The 16,575-nt window shown below is 68.6% G+C and carries 13 protein-coding genes; 7 read left to right on the top strand and 6 right to left on the bottom strand.

Annotation, left to right across the window (positions count from 1 at the left end):
* The first annotated feature begins 35 nt into the window (after positions 1-35).
* The 4 genes from dnaJ (at position 36) to ENSA5_RS24605 (ending at position 3,823) form a co-directional block, all read left to right on the top strand.
* Entirely contained in the window at positions 36-1,145 is a 1,110-nt protein-coding gene (gene dnaJ, locus ENSA5_RS24620) for a molecular chaperone DnaJ (RefSeq protein ID WP_106394141.1), read from the top strand.
* Between the two features lie 270 nt (positions 1,146-1,415).
* Positions 1,416-2,072, top strand: coding sequence for a GTP-binding protein (locus ENSA5_RS24615; RefSeq protein WP_258183004.1), 657 nt, complete (start codon positions 1,416-1,418; stop codon positions 2,070-2,072).
* Entirely contained in the window at positions 2,069-3,421 is a 1,353-nt protein-coding gene (locus ENSA5_RS24610) for a sensor histidine kinase (RefSeq protein WP_106394139.1), read from the top strand. Before ENSA5_RS24615 ends, ENSA5_RS24610 begins: the two co-directional genes overlap by 4 nt.
* Positions 3,422-3,571: 150 nt before the next feature.
* Positions 3,572-3,823 carry a hypothetical protein gene (locus ENSA5_RS24605; protein ID WP_106394138.1) on the top strand — a complete coding sequence of 84 codons (252 nt, stop codon included), beginning with the start codon at positions 3,572-3,574 and terminating at the stop codon, positions 3,821-3,823.
* Between the two features lie 103 nt (positions 3,824-3,926).
* On the opposite strand, the gene ENSA5_RS24600 is transcribed toward ENSA5_RS24605, so the two are convergent.
* A complete protein-coding gene (locus ENSA5_RS24600; RefSeq protein ID WP_106394137.1) occupies positions 3,927-4,247 on the bottom strand; it encodes a hypothetical protein in 321 nt (106 codons plus the stop codon).
* Between the two features lie 236 nt (positions 4,248-4,483).
* On the opposite strand from ENSA5_RS24600, the gene ENSA5_RS24595 reads away from it, so the two are divergent.
* On the top strand, positions 4,484-7,231 hold the full coding sequence (locus tag ENSA5_RS24595) for a serine/threonine-protein kinase (RefSeq protein ID WP_181198104.1): 2,748 nt from the start codon (positions 4,484-4,486) through the stop codon (positions 7,229-7,231).
* Between the two features lie 156 nt (positions 7,232-7,387).
* On the opposite strand, the gene ENSA5_RS24590 is transcribed toward ENSA5_RS24595, so the two are convergent.
* From ENSA5_RS24590 to ENSA5_RS24570, 5 genes are all read right to left on the bottom strand, one after another.
* Positions 7,388-8,188 carry a hypothetical protein gene (locus ENSA5_RS24590; protein WP_146156072.1) on the bottom strand — a complete coding sequence of 267 codons (801 nt, stop codon included), beginning with the start codon at positions 8,186-8,188 and terminating at the stop codon, positions 7,388-7,390.
* A gap of 88 nt (positions 8,189-8,276) precedes the next feature.
* Positions 8,277-8,930, bottom strand: coding sequence for a type IV pilin protein (locus ENSA5_RS39575; RefSeq protein ID WP_106394134.1), 654 nt, complete (start codon positions 8,928-8,930; stop codon positions 8,277-8,279).
* 81 nt (positions 8,931-9,011) lie between these two features.
* Positions 9,012-9,698 (bottom strand): type IV pilin protein, encoded by a 687-nt coding sequence (locus ENSA5_RS24580; RefSeq protein WP_106394133.1) that lies wholly within the window; start codon positions 9,696-9,698, stop codon positions 9,012-9,014.
* A gap of 299 nt (positions 9,699-9,997) precedes the next feature.
* On the bottom strand, positions 9,998-11,413 hold the full coding sequence (locus tag ENSA5_RS24575; protein ID WP_258183003.1) for a sigma-54-dependent transcriptional regulator: 1,416 nt from the start codon (positions 11,411-11,413) through the stop codon (positions 9,998-10,000).
* An 82-nt stretch (positions 11,414-11,495) separates the two neighbouring features.
* Positions 11,496-12,593 carry a class I SAM-dependent methyltransferase gene (locus tag ENSA5_RS24570; protein WP_181198103.1) on the bottom strand — a complete coding sequence of 366 codons (1,098 nt, stop codon included), beginning with the start codon at positions 12,591-12,593 and terminating at the stop codon, positions 11,496-11,498.
* Between the two features lie 53 nt (positions 12,594-12,646).
* On the opposite strand from ENSA5_RS24570, the gene ENSA5_RS24565 reads away from it, so the two are divergent.
* Together ENSA5_RS24565 and ENSA5_RS24560 are read left to right on the top strand one after the other, a co-directional pair.
* On the top strand, positions 12,647-13,660 hold the full coding sequence (locus ENSA5_RS24565; protein ID WP_106394131.1) for a response regulator transcription factor: 1,014 nt from the start codon (positions 12,647-12,649) through the stop codon (positions 13,658-13,660).
* Between the two features lie 108 nt (positions 13,661-13,768).
* Positions 13,769-16,558 (top strand): valine--tRNA ligase, encoded by a 2,790-nt coding sequence (locus ENSA5_RS24560; RefSeq protein ID WP_219906851.1) that lies wholly within the window; start codon positions 13,769-13,771, stop codon positions 16,556-16,558.
* Positions 16,559-16,575: the final 17 nt, after the last annotated feature.

Raw genomic sequence — 16,575 nt, 5'->3', positions numbered from 1 at the left:
CTCCTCGCTCTCTTCGCCCGATCTGGATCAGTGTCATGGCGCGGCCCGATTACTACGCGATCCTAGGCGTCGCTCGCAGCGCCGACGAGTCCGAGATCAAGCGGGCCTATCGTCGCGTCGCGCTCGAGAGCCACCCCGACCGCTTCCCCGACGACGACGAGGCCCACGAGCGCTTCCGCGAGGCCTCCGAGGCCTACGAGGTGCTCAGCGATCCGCTCAAGCGCGCGCGCTACGACAGCTCGCGCTTGCTGCCTCAGGGCCTCGATCTCACCAAGCCTCCGACCGTGGCCACCGCCCGCGAGATCTTCGGCAACATGTTCGGCGACGTGTTCGGCAACCGCCGTCACAAGCGGCGCAAGGGCCGAGACATCCGCTACACCCTGACGGTGACCCTCGCGGACGCGGTCCTCGGCTCGAGCCACACGATCAGCTTCGAGGGCAGGGGGGCGTGCGAGGTCTGCGAGGGCAGCGGGACCGAGCCCGGAGGGCGCGAGGCCGTCGAGTGCCCCAACTGTGCGGGCAGCGGCGAGGTCAAGACCGGCGGGCTGTTCAGTCGGCGGAGCAAGTGCGGACGCTGTGACGGGCTCGGGATGATCCAACAAGATCCCTGCGCCGCGTGTCGCGGCCGCGGGATCATCCGGAGCCAGCGTGTGTTCGACGTCCGCCTGCCGCCCGGGACCACCGCCGGGACCGAGAAGGTCCTCCGCGGTCAGGGAGAGCCGGGGCGCTTCGGCGGGGAGCCGGGTGACCTGCGCATCACCGTCAACGTCAAACCCCATCAGTGGCTCGAACGCGACGGCCAGAATTTGGTCACCAAGCTCCCGCTGCCGTTCACGCGCGCGGCCCTCGGCGGCAAGATCCCCGTGCCCACGATCGATGGCTGGGTCGACATGGAGGTTCCGGCCGGGGTTCAGAGCGGCGCCAAGCTGCGCCTGCGTGGCAAGGGGGTCCCCGACAGCCGGGGCGGTCGCGGGGATCAGTACGTCGAGCTTCAGATCGAGACCCCCAAGCAGCTCGACGGCACCCGCACCAAAGAGCTCTTGCTCGAGCTCGACCGCGCGATGCAGCGTGAGCCCGTGCTTCCAGGCCATCGCGAGCTGCTCGCCGCGCTCGCTGCTCACGACGGTCGAAAGCACAAGAACTGAGCAGGTCGGCGCCCAGCGGCTCGGAGCGGGGTCAGCCACCGCCGCAAACTCCGGACTGGAGTTCGCGGTGGGGGAGGGGCGTGAATCCCGCAGCGTTCGCCTCGCGCGGTGGCCCGCGACCACAGGCGACCTCGTCTGAACTCTTGAACAGCGAGCCGCAGGGTTTCGCCGCGCAATTTCGACGAATCAGCCCACGACACGATAAACTCTCGACGACCACGTGAAGGTCGCCCCTCGTTCATGGTCTACATCGACATTCAGCATCGAGAAGTGACGCTCAAGCTGGTCTATTACGGACCCGCGCTCAGCGGCAAGACCACCAACCTCCAGCAGCTGCACGCCGCGATGCACGGCCACATCGGCGGTGAGCTGATCACCCTCGACACGCGCGACGATCGGACGCTGTTTTTCGATCTGCTCCCGCTCGAGTTCGAGACGACCGGCGGCTTCAAGATCCGTCTCAAGCTGTTTACGGTCCCGGGCCAGGTCATCCACAACGCGACCCGCAAGATCGTGCTCCAGGGCGCGGACGGGGTCGCGTTCATCGCCGACTCGCGCGTGGCCCAGACCCGCAGCAACAACGAGTCCTTCGCCAACCTCAAGCAGAACCTGCGCGACAACGGCCTCGACTTCAACGACATCGCGCTGGTCATCCAGTTCAACAAGCGTGATCTGCCCGGGATCCGCAGCGACGCCGAGGTCAAACGGATCGCTACCAAGGGCAAGGAGCCGGTGTTCTCGGCCGTGGCGATCGAGGGCCTCGGGGTGCCGGAGACCTTCAAGGGCCTCGCCTGCCTCACCTGGGAGAAGCTCGACCTCAAGTTTAATTTCGCCGAGCGCTTCGGGGTCAACCAGCAGGACTTCATGGCCCGGATCGGCGAGCTCTTCGACCCCAACCGGGCAGCGGCGGAGGAGCCTTCGCCGTGAGCGGCGTCGGTGAAGCCACGGTCGAGAGTATCGGCGCACCGGATCGTCGACCACCGCTCGAGCGACTGCTGCGCCGCGATGATCTGTCCCGCACCCTGACGCCCTTCTCGCGCGGTGTCCTCGGCGAGATCGACGGCATGGCCGTGTTCGATCATGAAGGCGTGCTCTTCGTCGAGGTCGGCGGGGGCCCGATGCGGCACTGGGAGCAGCTCCCGCCCGAGGCGCTGGCGGCGATGCGCCGCGGCGGTGACCGAGACTTCGGCCTCGACGAGCACCAGTTCGTCGTTCGCCCGTGCTTCGCGGGCGCGGATCGGGTCGGCAGCTTCGTGGTCTCGATGCCCGCCGCGAGCGCCGACTGCGTGAGGCTCTCGACGATGGCCGACGCGCTCGCGGGCGTGCTCGGGGCCGTGCTCCAGGCCGGCTTTGCGACCTGGGTGACCTCGGAGATGCACCTCGCGGCCAGCGAGAGCAACCACCGCGCGCTCCAACAACGCAACGCCGAGCTCGAGCGCGCCGTCGCCCACCTGCGCGAGGTCGATCAGCTCAAGAGCAACTTCCTGGCCACCGTCAGCCACGAGCTGCGGACGCCGCTGACGAGCATCATCGGGTTCTCGGAGATGCTCGCCAAGGGCATCGCTGGCCCGCTCAACGAAGAGCAGACCGAGTACGCCAACACGATCCTCGAGCGCGGCGAAGAGCTCCTGCGCCTGATCACCCAGGTGCTCGAGATGTCGAAGATGGAGGTCGGGACGATGCGCCTGGCCCTCGCGCACGCGTCGCTCGGCGACATCGTCGCGCGGGCGTTCTCGGCGGCGACGATCCCGGCCGAGCGCGCGTCCGTCCACCTCATCGAGGAGCTCGACGCGGACATCCCCAACGTCGTCGTCGACGCCGACAAGATCCAGCAGGTCTTGATCAACCTGGTCTCCAACGCGATCAAGTTCAACCGCCCCGACGGCCACGTGACCGTGCGGGCCGAGCTCGCGCCGATCCGTCGCCCCTTCGAGGAGGACTTCTTCGGCGAGGAGGTCCCCGACGCGCTGCGGGTTTCGGTCAGCGACACCGGGATCGGCATCCCCGAAGATCAGCTCTCACGCATCTTCGACGCCTTCTATCAGGTCGACTCGAGCTCCACGCGCCAGCACGGCGGCGCCGGGCTCGGGCTGTCGATCGTCCGCAAGCTGATCGAGGCCCACGGCGGCGAGGCCTGGGCCGAGAGCATCGTCGGCGTCGGGACGACCTTCCACTTCACGCTCCCGATCGCGAGCGAGGCTGGCCGAGATCCCGCCCTCGACCCTGGGATCGACCCTGGGATCGACCCTGGGATCGATCCTGCTGGGGACCCGTGACGCGAGCACGGTGAGATCGTGCCTCGGCGATCTCGGCGCTCGCTCTGAGCGTCGTTTTTTCGGGTCCAGCTGACCCCTGAGGGGCAATTGGAGCCTTGGCTCGATCGTCGGTTTGGGGCAAGCTCCGATGCCGACGCAACGAGGAAATCGATGAACGCCCAAGACCAGCTATCGGAGCTCGAGCGCCTTGCTACCGATCTCGACGTCGACGTCAGCTACGAGCCCATGGCCGGGATGGTCCAGGGGGTCGGCGGTCTGTGTCGAGTGCGCGGTCGCTACCGCATCATCATGGATCGCCGGCTCAAGCCGCCCGAGCGCCTCCAGGTCGTGGCCGACGCGCTGCGTCGCTTCGACACCGAAGAGCACTTCGTGTCGCCGCAGGTCCGCCGTCTACTCGGCTGACTCGCTCTAAACCTGAATCGAGCGCTGCGCGCTCGACTCAGGCCTTCTCGTCCAGTCTTCAAGGGGCCTTTCAAAAGCCCCGGGCTGCTAGCACCCCGGGCTGCTAGACGGGGCTCAAGAGGCTAGCGAGGTTTGGATCTTCGCTGAGCAGCGCGGCGAGCTCAGCGCGGAGTCGCTCGAGCTGCGCGGGCGGCAGGTCGGCGGGGAGCTGCTCCGCGAGCACTTGATCGATGAGCAGCTCCTGGGCGGCGAGCGCGTCAATGCGGCCGCTGGCGAGGGCCTCTGCGATCTCGGCGCTAGCTTGGGTCGAAGCCGGGGCCTCGACTCCGTGGGTCGCCCCAACGGGGTTCGCGGCACTGGGACCGCCCACAGCGGCCGCGCCGGGCACCTTGGGGTCGAGGTCGATCTCGTCGGAGCTGCTCATATCCTTGCCGTGAATTGGCCCTGCGCGGAGACGATAGCACCGCTTTGAGATGACGCGTATGGCTCACGAGCCTCGCGGGCATCGCGTTTTACCTGCGCAGAGGAGCAGCTTCGCGGAGGCCGCCCCCCGCCTCGAGGGCCCAAATTGTTGAAAGCATTGACTTTCGTGGCTGTCACGGGTGTGATCGGGCCTCCATGGCGTGCACTAGGGCGCGCCCTCCGCTGGAGCATTCCTTGTTGGACCTGCCCAAAAAACTCGCCCAATACCAGATCCTCGGTCGCATCGCTTTGGGTGGGATGGCCGAGGTCTACAAAGCCGTATCACGTGGTGTCGAGGGCTTCGAAAAGGTCGTAGCGATCAAGCGAATCCTCCCGCACGTCGCCGAGGACGAAGAGTTCATCACGATGTTCAAGGATGAGGCGCGCATTGCGGCGCAGCTTCAGCACTCGAACATCGCTCAGATCTATGAGCTCAAGTCCGAAGGCGAGACCTTCTACATCGTGCTCGAGTACGTGCCTGGCAGGGATCTGAGGTCGATCTTCGAGCACAGCCGCCAGATCAAGCGGCCGATGCCGCTGGCCCAGGCTTGCTACATCATCATGCAGGTCTGCGAGGGTCTCGAGTACGCCCACAACAAAAAAGATCGCCACGGGCGCCCGCTCGGCTTGATCCATCGCGACGTCTCGCCGCCCAACGTGCTCGTGTCCTACGAGGGCGAGGTCAAGCTCATCGACTTTGGCGTCGCCAAGGCGGCGGGCCGGGCGTCGCAGACCCAAGCCGGCATCCTCAAGGGCAAGTTCGGCTACATGTCGCCCGAGCAGGTCCGCGGCGCGACCATCGACCGGCGCAGCGACGTGTTCTCGCTCGGCGCCGTCTTGTGGGAGGTGCTCTGCAACCAGCGCCTGTTCCAGGCCGAGACGGACTTCGCCACGCTCGAGAAGGTCCGCACGGTCAACGTCGATCCGCCCAGCCGCATCAACCCGGCGGTCCCGAACAAGCTCGAGCAGATCGTCATGCGCTCGCTCGCGGCCGACCTCAACGAGCGCTACCAGTCCGCGTCCGAGCTCCACGACGCCCTCCAGGCGTTCATGTTCGAGGAGGGCCTGTTCTACAGCCGCAAGAACCTCGCGGAGTGGATGCAAGAGCACTTCGCCAGCGACATCGAGGCGGAGAAGGAGAAGGCACGCCAAGTTCCGCCGGCCCCGCCGCCGCCGAGCAAGGCCAGCCCCAAGAGGACCATGGTGAACCCCGGAAGTCGTCCGCCTCCGCCGCCCGGCGGCGCCAAGAAGCCTCCGGCTCCTCCACCCGCACGCCGACCGCCGCCACCCAAACCAGGCCGGCAGTCCGCGATCGCAACCGAGGCGCACCCCTCGCTCCCGTCGGCCGGTCAGGCGGCCCCCGCGGCGGCGCCGGCCAAGCGCAGCCCGCCCAAGCCCGGGCGCGCGCGGGCCAAGACGATGGTCATGACCAACTCCAAGCCGGACATCCCCGGCATGGGCAAGAAGAAGCTCCCGCCCCGCGGAAAGGGGCGCGGGGGCGCCGACTTCGATTGGGATGACGACGAGCTCGAGACCAAGCTGTTCGAGGGCCAAGAAGACGAGGCCTTCGCGCCTGCGTCGTCGGGGGTCAACCGGACCATGCCGCCGCCCGGTGGCGCGGCCGGCCCCGTCAGCGTTCAAGCCACGATGCCGCCGCCGAGCGGTCCCGTCGGAGGTGGAGCGGCAGCACGAGGTGGCGGCCTCCCGGGCCCCGGCGGGCGCCCTGGCGGCCTCCCCGGTCCTGGGGGGCGTCCGGCCCCGTCCGGTCCGGGGCTCCCGCCACCTGGCGGGTCGTCGGGTGGTCTGCCCGTGCCGGGTGGTCAGCCGGGTGGGGCGCCGCTCGGCCGTCCGGGCCCCGGTGGTCCCGTGGGCCAGCCCCTCGCGCACCAGCACGCTCAACCCTACGGTCAACAGCAGCAGCAGCAGCAGGGCTACCAGCAGCAGCAGGCTCAGCAGTCTCAGCAGCAGGCCTATCAGCAGCAGCAGCAGCAGCAGGCCTACCAGCAGCAGCAGCAGCAAGCCCCGCCGCCCGCCATGGCGCCGGCGTCAGAGCCCGAGTCCAAGAGCAACATCGGGCTGATCATCGGAATCCTCGGCGGGGTCATCGCGATCCTCGGCGTGGTCGCGTTCTTCGTGATCGGGCCGGGGCTCGGGGGCGACGACAAAGAGGAAGAGCAAGCCGACGCCAAAGAAGAGGCGGAGCCGACGGCGGCGGTCGCAGGCTTCACCCTCGAGGTCACGCCCGCGGACGCCACGGTGAAGATCGACGGCAAGGACTACCCGGGCGAAGCCAAGCGCGACATCAGCGGGTTGTCGGCCGGTCCGCACAAGATCGAGGTCAGCCAGGGCGAGGGGTTCTTGCCGTACACGCAAGAGGTGACCCTCAGCGAGGGTGAGACCATGCCGCTGCCGATCAAGCTCCACGCCCGCGACGTGACCTTGACGATCAAGGTCACGCCGGTCGCCGCGAGCGTCACGTTGGTCGGAGGCGCGACCCCTGCCGAGGTCGGCAAGGGCGCCGCCAGCCACGAGTACAAGCTCCAGCGCGAGCCGGGCGTCGAGTACGCCCTCGAGGGCGTCGCCGAGGGCTTCGAGGACGCCAAGGCGCCGATCGTGTTCACGGGCGACCCGACCCAGGAGGTCACGCTCGCGCTCGTCGCCAAGGCCGCCGCCGTCGAGACCCCGCCGGCCAGCAAGCCGACCAAGAAGACGACCAAAAAGAGGCCGAGCAAGCCCAAGAACTCGGAGCTGAAGATCGGCGTCGCGCCCGGCAACCCGCCCGCGACCGTCTACGTCGACGGCAAGAAGAAGGGCCGCGCCCCCGTGTTCGTCAAGGTCTCGGCCGGGTCCCACACGGTCAAGTGGAAGTGGGACGACGGCAAGACCGACACGCAGAAGGTCTCCGTCGCCGACAAGGAGTCCAAGCTCCTCAAGGGCAGCAAGTAGTCTTTGCCACGCACGGCCGCTGTGCGGCCGGTCGCGGACTCGCTTCGCTCCCCCGCTCGCTAGGTTGTGGGGGGTGCTCCGCGGCCGCAAGCGGCCGCGGGGGATCGACAAGCCCCCCTTGGGGGCTCGAGCCTGGGGGGCTCGAGCCTGGGGGGGTCAAGAAGGATCGCGGATGAGGATGTAGAGGTCGGGGGGCAGGTAGGGCCGCTCGGCTTCGCGTTCGGCCTCGAACTCCTGGCGTAGTTGCTCGAGGGACTCGAAGCCGGTCTCGCCGATCGCGGCCTCGAGCTTTTGCTTGAGCAGGCGGCGGTGGTCGGGATCTTCGGCTTGAAGCAGCTGGCTCTCGAGGAATTGGATCGCGAGCTGATCTGCGCCGCCTTCGCTGACGAGGGTGACCGCGAGCTCGCGGACGAGCGGGGGGGCGCCGAAGGCCGCGGCCTTGCGGATCAGGGCCGCGCCCTCGGTCATGGCGGCGGCGCGCTCGTCTTCGCTGTAGCCGGGCACGGTCTGGACGTCGCGGGTCAGGAGCATGCCCGCGGCGAACAGCAGCTCGTGGTCCTCGGGGAAGTGGGCGAGGCCGCGCTCGTAGAGCGCGAGCGCCCGATCGACCATCGCGCGGTCGATGTCCTCTCCGCTGTAGATGAACGCGACGCCGCCCCAGGCGTAGGGGCGGCGGAACTGGGGCGACAAGGAGTAGATCGCCTCGAGGTACTCCATGATCCACTTGTAGTTGGTCGCGCCGACGCGGTCGCCAGCGAAGATGACCGTGCGGATCCAGATCAGATCGCCGAGCGCCTCGCGATAGCCGAAGCTCATTGGTCCGAGGTGCTCGGCGGGCGGCAGGTAGAGGACGTCCTGATCGCGGGGGAACTGCGACCGGCGCTGCTTCACGCTGCGGTGGCTCAGGACCATGGCCGCGAGAAACACGGGCAGGAGCACCAGGGCCAGCCTTCGCACCTCGGGAGTATAGCGACCAAACGCAAAAGAGCGGAGGCCTCGGCCCCCGCTCTCGTGTCTGGCTGCGCGAGCCAGCGCGGATCGACTGTTACTCGACCTCTTGGTCGACGTAGAGGCCGATCGCCGCGTTGACGCCCTGCTGGTCGCCCGCGCCGCTGCGCTCGTAGGTCGAGAAGACCGCGTCGTCGTCGAGATCCGCGAACGCCTGCGCGGTGAACTGGCAGCGGCCGTAGCCGGTGGTCTCGTTGACCGCGATGAAGTTGTAGTGGAAGTAGTGGCCCTGCTCCTGGAGGTAGTTCAGGCCGTTCCAGACCGGGTTGTCGTTCCACAGCGCGATGTCGTAGTAGCCACCGCCGCCGCCGCCATCGCCCGGGATGCAGCGGCCGCCGGGGCCCTCGTTGCAGTTGAAGCCGATGTCGGGCGTGATGCCGGCCTCACCACCAGCGGGGACGCCCTCGGGGTGCGGGCAGCGGTGCGGGGCCATGTCCGCGACGTTACCGCCGTCACCGATGAACGCCGTCGCGCCACGGTCGGCGTGCTCGCTCTTGAAGAAGCTCGACGCAGCGTCGTAGAGCTTCGCAAGCTGGGTCTTGGCCTCGGCGGTCTTGGCCCGGCGCATGTACTTTTGCAGCGCCGGGACGGCGACCACGGCCAGGATGCCGAGAATCGCGACCACGATCATCAACTCGATGAGCGTGAAACCCTTGGCGTCCTTGAGCTGCTTGAGATCGATCTTTTTCATGTTGTCCTGTCCTTCGTCGTCCTGATGTGAGGCCTGACGGTGGTCAGGCGGTCTTGCTGTGGTTTGGCTGAGTCGTGGTGCTCACTCGCCGAAGTTGCTGTCGCCCATCGACACGTCGGTGGAGAAGTGAGCGGTCGTGAATTCCCAGTAGGTGCCGTCGCGATCGAAGTCGCACTTGGCAAAGGCGTAGAACCAGTCGCGGGCGTAGAAGCGGTCGAGCTGCGCGCCGTTGGGGAACACCTCGGCCGCGAGCGGCAGCGCGGGCGGCTCGTCACCAAACTCGCCGTTGGTCCCGTCGCCGGAGATGACCCCGTACACGCACCAGGAGTGGCCGCCCTCGGGCATGAAGCCCATCGCGTCGTAGCCGTGCTCGAGGCCGCCGGCTTGAAAGTAGGGCGTCCCGATTGCGACCGCGTCGAGCGTGTAGCCCGGCTGCGAGATGTCCCACTGGATCGCGCCGTCCTTGTTTTGGAGCTCGTTGGGGGCGACGGGGTAGGTGTCGTCCTCGCTCGTCGAAGTCGACGCGTAGTGACCGCGGACCGACATCAACCCGTTCTCGCGCAGCGAGAGGTTTGAGAGATCGCCGATGACCTCGGTGCGTCGGGCGTTGCGAACGTTCTTGGTGTAGCCAACGAGTGCGAGCGTCGCCATGATGCCCAAGATCGCGACGACGGTGAGCAGCTCGACGAGGGTGAAGCCTCGCTGGCGAGCGGCGCGACCCGGTGAGGTCCCGGAGCATGCGCGGCGTCGTGGGGTGGGAGTTCGCATCGGGTTCGCTTGGGTGTTAGCAGTAGTCATGCCGGACCGGACCTCGGAGAGCGTCTTGGCGATCATCAATGATCACAACAACTTAGAGTATCGTGACTTGTGCATTGTCGCGCCTCAAAACGATCGTGCCGCAGAATGTCGTCAAAGGTCGGACGATCTTTGGCACAGTGCCGTTATTTGTCATCGAGATCGAAAGGATAGTGAGCTTCGCGGAGAATGCACGCGATCCCCACCGTCCGGGAGATCACTACGCTGGTCTCCAGGACAGGACCGAGCTGTGCGGATCAGTCGGTGAAGGCCTACATCTCGCCAGATCGCCCGACCTCGATGCCCAGCTTCTGGAGCCGGTATCGAAGTGAGCGGAAGCTGATCTTGAGCAGACCGGCAGCCCGCTTGCGGACGCCTCCGGACTTGTGCAGCGCGGCGAGGATCAGCTCGCGCTCGAGGTCGGCGAGGCGCGCGTCGAGATCGAGGCCCTCGTCGGGGAACTCGCTCGGCCGCTGGCCGACGTCGGCGACCCGCAGGCTGCGCTCGGGGAAGTGGTCGGCGGTGAGGACCGACGAGCTCTCGAGCGCGACCGCGCGCTCGATCAGGTTCTCGAGCTCGCGGACGTTGCCGGGGTAGTCGTAGGCGTCGAGCCAGTTCAAGGCCTCGGGCGAGACGCCCTCGAGCCCGCGCTGCATCTCGCGGTTGAAGCGTTCGAAGAAGCGCTCGATCAGCGGCGAGATGTCCTCGGTCCGGCGGCGCAGGGGCGGGAGCACGATGCGGACGACGTCGAGGCGGAAGTACAGATCTTGGCGGAATTCGCCGCTCTCGACCGCGGCCTCGAGGTCGCGGTTGGTCGCGGCCACGACCCGACAGTTGACCGGGACCTCCTCGTTGCCGCCGACCGGACGGATCGTGCGCTCTTGCAGGACCCGGAGCAGCTTGACCTGGGTGGCCGGATCGAGCTCGCCGACCTCGTCGAGGAACAAGGTCCCGCCCTCGGCGATCTCGAACATTCCCGGGCGGTCGCCCGCGGCTCCGGTGAACGAGCCCTTGACGTGCCCGAACAGCTCGGACTCCATCAGCTGCTCGGGGATCGCCCCGCAGTTGACGGGCACGAAGGGCCCCTCGGCGCGGTCCGAGAGGTTGTGGAGGGCCCGGGCGACGAGCTCCTTGCCGGTGCCCGACTCGCCGCGGATCAACACGTTGGTCCGGGTCCCGGCGACCCGGCGGACCAGCTCGAACACCTTTTGCATCGCCTCGGACCGGCCGACCATGCGGTCGAGGGTGTGGACGCCCTTGAGCTGCTCGCGCAGCCTGCGGTTCTCGGTGCTGAGGTGGCGGCGCTCGAGCGCGCGCTGAACCAGGAGCTGGATCTCGTCGATCTTGAACGGCTTGATCAGATAGTCGTAGGCGCCGATCTTCATGGCCTCGACCGCGGTGTCGGTCGTCGCGTAGGCCGTGACCATGATGACCTGCGGCGGCGGGTGGGGCAGGGCGCAGGCGTGGCGCAGGACCTCCATGCCGGGGACTCCGGGCATCGTTAGATCGGTGATGACCACGTCGAAGCCCGGGCCCTCGTCGCTGAGCATGCGCAGCGCGTCGGCGCCGGACTTGGCCGCGGCCACCTGGTGACCCGCCCGGGTCAGGCACACGCTCAGGACCTCGCGCATGGCCAACTCGTCGTCGACCACGAGCACCCGACCGGGTAGCGGCACAGCCTCGCTCACCGTCGGCAGCTTACCCCGCGAAGGACGAGGCCGCGCGCGCGGGCGCTCGCGCGGCCGTGTGTTTTGGCGCTGGGGCCGATTCTCAAGACTTCCCCAGGCTGCGGGTACTGGATGACAGGGCCTCGCGCAGGCTCGCCGACAGGCTCGCGCGTGGGCGCCCGCCCTCGGCGAGGGTCGGGTCGCTGCGGTGGAGGCGACGCAGGACAATCAGCATCTGGGCCCCGAAGCGACGGACCACGGCCAGGTCGCGCAGCCGCCACTCGAGGCGCGAGAGCACGCGGCCAACGACCGGGAGCTGCAGCGTCGCGTTGTGGGGGATCATGACGCCGAGCCCGTGGAAGCGGCCCAGCTCGAGCTCCGGGGGCAAGAAGCGCAAAAACCTCGAGATCGTGTCCCAGCGCGTGAGCCCGTAGCGATCGCCGAGGATCATGCGGCGGCGCGAGACCACGGTGATCGGGTTGCGGATGCCCTCGACGATCCCGCGGAGGCTGCGTGGGTTGGCGATCTGCACGAACACGGTCCCGCCGTCGACGGTCACGCGCGCGGCCTCGCGCAGGAGCTGGCGCCCGAGCCGTTCGGAGCTCTCGGTGTCGTAGCCCAGGTGGGGGAAGGTCCGTACGCAGTAGACCACGTCGAAGCTGGCGTCCGCGTACTCCGCGAGGCTCAGGGCGGGTCCGTCGGCCTCGTCGTCCTCGGGGATCATGAGCTTGCCGTCGGCGTCGAGGAACTCGCTCGCCGGGAGAAAGCCCGAGGCGTCGACGATCTTGCTCGGAGGGTGCTCGAGCGCGCCTTTCTCGACGATCGAGAGGTGCTCGCCGACCCGAGCCTCGACCCACTCGCTGAGCTCGGGGCTCCCGTAGCCGAGGTCGAGGACCCGCTGGCCGGGGATGTGGGTCAGGATCACGTCGCCGACCAGGCTGTCGATCAGCCGTGACCAGGCCGAGCCGAGCCGAAACGGACCCGTCGCGCTCGTTGAGGGCGAGCGGCCCCGCGCGCTCGAGTCGGCTGGCTGTGGCTCGACGTGACGCGGGGAGACTACGCGTGCGCGCAGGTCGATCGGGCGCTCGAGTCCGTCGATCGCCGCGCGGATCTCGGGTACGGGGGGGGCCGCGTGGTCCGAGCGCGGATCGGCGTGGGGATTTGCCGGGTCCTGTTCAGGCCGCTTCGTTGACCCGCTCACGGAGCCCATGGTACGCCTTTGCCCGCCACACCGAAGTTCGGGGGACCCCACATATGCCCACCAAGATCCTTGCGATCGACGATTCCAAGACAATGCGCTTGGCCATCAAGATCACTTTCGCGGCTGAGGACGCGAAGGTGACCGCGGTGAGCAAGGGATCCGAGGCCGTCGCTCGGGCCAAGCAGATGCAGGCCGACGTCATCCTCATCGATCATAGCCTCGCCCCGGGTGAGCCGAGCGGCTTCGAGGTCGTACAGGCGCTCAAGGCCAACCCGGCAACGGCCAACATCCCGGTCATCATGCTGATCCCCGCCAAGGGCGGCATCGGTGAGGCCGAGATCTCCGCGGCCGGCGCTGACAATTACATCGGCAAGCCCTTCGACAGCCAGGAGCTGATCGACAAGGTCGCCGCCTCGCTCGGTCGGGGGGCTCGTCCCGCCGCCGCCGCGCGACCGCCCGCAGCGGCTCCTGCCGCGCGGGCGCCCGCGGCCGCCAAGCCGCCCGCAGCCGCGAGGCCTCCGGCCGCCCGTCCGCCCACAGCGGCGCGTCCGCCCGGATCGGCGCGTCCTCCTGCAGCGGCGCGTCCGCCCGCAGCGGCGCGTCCTCCTGCAGCGGCGCGTCCGCCTGCAGCGGCGCGTCCGCCCGGAGCGGCGCGTCCACCCGCGGCTGCCAAGCCTGCGGCCAAGCCCGCGGCGCGAGCTCCGGCAGCTCGGCCCGCTCGCGCGCCGTCTTCGGCCCCGGCTTCTGCGCCACGGTCTGCGCCACGATCGGCGCCACGATCGGCTCCAGGTTCTGCGCCACGTTCGGCATCGGGCTCGGCGCCGTCGTCCGCCCCCGCTGGCCAGATCCCGATCGCGATCCCGATCCCCTTCACCGCTGCGGGCTCGCCGACCTCCGGCATGCTCGAGCGCATCAAGGCTGCGGCCGGGACCAACGGCGCCGTCGCCGGCCTCGATCCAGCCGCTGTGCAGGCGCTCCTTCAGCTCAGCCAGGAAGTGGTCGAGCAGGTGGTCTGGGAGGTCGTGCCCGACCTCGCCGAAGAGCTGATCAAGCAGAAGGTCCAGTAGCTCCAGGCGCGCACGCGTCGTGCCGCTTCAGGCCGCTCGAGTTGGGCCCGTGCGAGGAATCGCACGGGCCTCTTGCGTGGTGTCTGCGTGGTGTCGTGACCCGGTGCAATGCCCGGCTTGCTGTGGCAGGTTCACGCGATGTCCGATCAGGAGTTCGCCAAGGTCTACGAGCCGGCGACGGTCGAGAAGCGGTGGTACGCGCAGTGGCGCGACAATGACCTGTTCTCACCGGCGGAGGGCGACGGTCCCCATTTCACCTGCGTCCTGCCGCCGCCCAACGTCACCGGCCGCCTGCACATGGGCCACGCGCTCACGGCGACGATCGAAGACACGCTCGTCCGCTGGCATCGCATGCGCGGCGCTCGGGCCCTGTGGCTGCCGGGCACCGACCACGCTGGCATCGCAACTCAGGTCATGGTCGAGCGAGACCTGCTCGCGCGCGAGAACAAGAGCCGCCACGAGATCGGCCGCGAGGCGTTTCTCGAGCGGGTCTGGGACTGGAAACAAGCCCACGGCGGCATCATCGATCGCCAGCACGAGGCCCTCGGCGCCTCGCTCGACTGGTCGCGCTACCGGTTCACGATGGACGAGGTCTCGTCCCGGGCGGTCCGCGAGGCCTTCGTCCGGCTCCACGAGCAGGGGCTGATCTACCGCGACTATCGCCTGATCAACTGGGACTGGGGCTCGCACACGGCGCTCAGCGACCTCGAGGTCGAGCACGAGGAGACCCAGGGCAGCCTCTGGCACATCGCCTACCCGGTCGCCGGGCGCCCCGACACCAAGCTCGTGGTCGCGACCACGCGCCCCGAGACCATGCTCGGCGACGCGGCGGTCGCCGTGCACCCCGACGACGAGCGCTACCAGCATCTGATCGGTGAGCGCGTGAAGCTGCCGCTGACCGGACGCGAGGTCCCGATCATCGCCGACGCGATCCTCGTGAAGGTCGGGTTCGGCACCGGGGCCGTGAAGGTCACCCCGGCCCACGACCAAAACGACTTCGAGACCGGCAAGCGTCACGATCTCGAGCTCATCCAGATCATCGACTTCGACGGCAAGATCCAGGCCCCGGCGCCCGAGAAGTACGTCGGGCTCACGGTCAAACAGGCCCGCGCGGCGGTGCTCGCCGATCTCGAGGCCGAGGGCCTGCTCGTCAAGACCGAGGCCCACGCGCTCAGCATCGGTCGCAGCCAGCGCTCGGGCGTGATCGTCGAGCCGCTGCCTTCGTTCCAGTGGTTCGTGGACGTCGGGCCCCTCGCCGGGCCCGCGATCGAGGCCGTGCGCAGCGGCGCCACGGTGATCTACCCCGAGCACCGCGCCGCCGACTACTTCCGCTGGATGGAGAACATCCGCGACTGGTGCATCTCTCGCCAGCTGTGGTGGGGCCACCGGATCCCGGCGTGGCACTGCGACGAGTGCGGCCACATCACGGTCGCGCGCGAGGATCCGAGCGCGTGCGCGGGCTGTGGCAGCGCCGCCATCCACCAGGACGAGGACGTGCTCGACACGTGGTTCTCGTCGGGCCTGTGGCCCCTGACGACCCTCGGCTGGCCGGCCGAAGACAGCGAGCTCGATCGCTTCTACCCGACCTCGCTGATGGAGACGGGCTGGGACATCCTGTTCTTCTGGGTCGCGCGGATGATGATGTTCGGGCTCCACTTCACCGGCCAGGTCCCGTTTCGGACGGTCTACCTCCACTCGATGGTGCTCGGCGAAGACGGCCAGAAGATGTCCAAGACCAAGGGCAACGTCGTCGACCCCGTCGAGCTCGTCGACGCCTACGGGGCCGACGCGCTGCGCTTTTACCTGTGCACGATGGCCGGGCAAGAGACCGGGATCGTGTTCTCGCGCGCGCGGGTCGAGGGCTACCGGAACTTCTGCAACAAGCTGTGGAACGCGGCCCGCTTCGCGAGCATGAAGCTCGACGGGCTCGATCTCGATCGCTGGCGCGCCGAGGTCCTCGACGCGGACGACGGCCTCGCGCGGCTGTCGATCGCCGACCGCTGGATCCTCGGCCGCGCGCTCGAGCTCGCCGAGGGCTTCGCCGCCCAGCTCGACGGCTGGCGCCTCGACCTCGCCGCCCACGCGGCCTACCAGTTCGTCTGGCACGAGCTGTGTGACTGGTACCTCGAGCTCGCCAAGCGCCGCCTCGCCGCCGACGCCGACCCGGCCGAGCGCGCGGCGACGCAGGGCACCCTGGCCACGGTCTTCGACCTCGTCCTGCGCGTCCTGCATCCGATGATCCCCTTCATCACCGAGGAGATCTGGCAGCGCTTGCCCAAAGCTTCGCAACCCGAGGCGAGCGGGTCGGGCACCCTGATGATGGCCGCGTGGCCGCTGTCGGAGGGCGAGGGCGCGTCCCGGACCATGGCCGGACCCGTCCACGCCGTCGGCTCGATCCTGACCGACGCGCGGGTGACCGAGGCTCAGCGCGACATCGAGCGGCTGATCGCCGTGGTCACCAGCCACCGCATGCTCAAGGCCGAGTCCAAGATCTCACCGGCCCAGCCCGTCGAGGTCCTCGTCCGCAGCGACGACCCCGAGATCCTCGCCTCGCTCGAGCGGATCCGCGAGCCCGCCAGCTTCGTCGGTCGCATGCAGTCGCTGACCGTGCTCGGGCGCGACGCGAGCCTGCCCAAACAGTGCTCGGTGGCCGTCGTCGCCGGCTTCGAGGTCGGGCTGCCGCTCGAGGGGCTCGTCGATCTCGACGAGGAGCGCGCGCGGCTGACCAAGGACATCGCCAAGAAGCGCAAGGAGCTCGGGGGCCTCGACAAGAAGCTCGCCAACGAGAAATTCTTGCAGCGGGCGCCGGCCGAGGTCGTGGCCAAGGAGAGGTTGCGCCAGGCCGACCTTCGCGACAATCTCGCCAAGCAGCAGGCGCTGCTCGATCGGCTGAGCTGACCGACGCGCCGTCGGTC

It is taken from the genome of Enhygromyxa salina (genome assembly GCF_002994615.1).
Classification (GTDB): Bacteria; Myxococcota_A; Polyangia; order Nannocystales; family Nannocystaceae; genus Plesiocystis; species Plesiocystis salina_A.
This window is presented reverse-complemented; position numbering and strand designations above follow the sequence as displayed.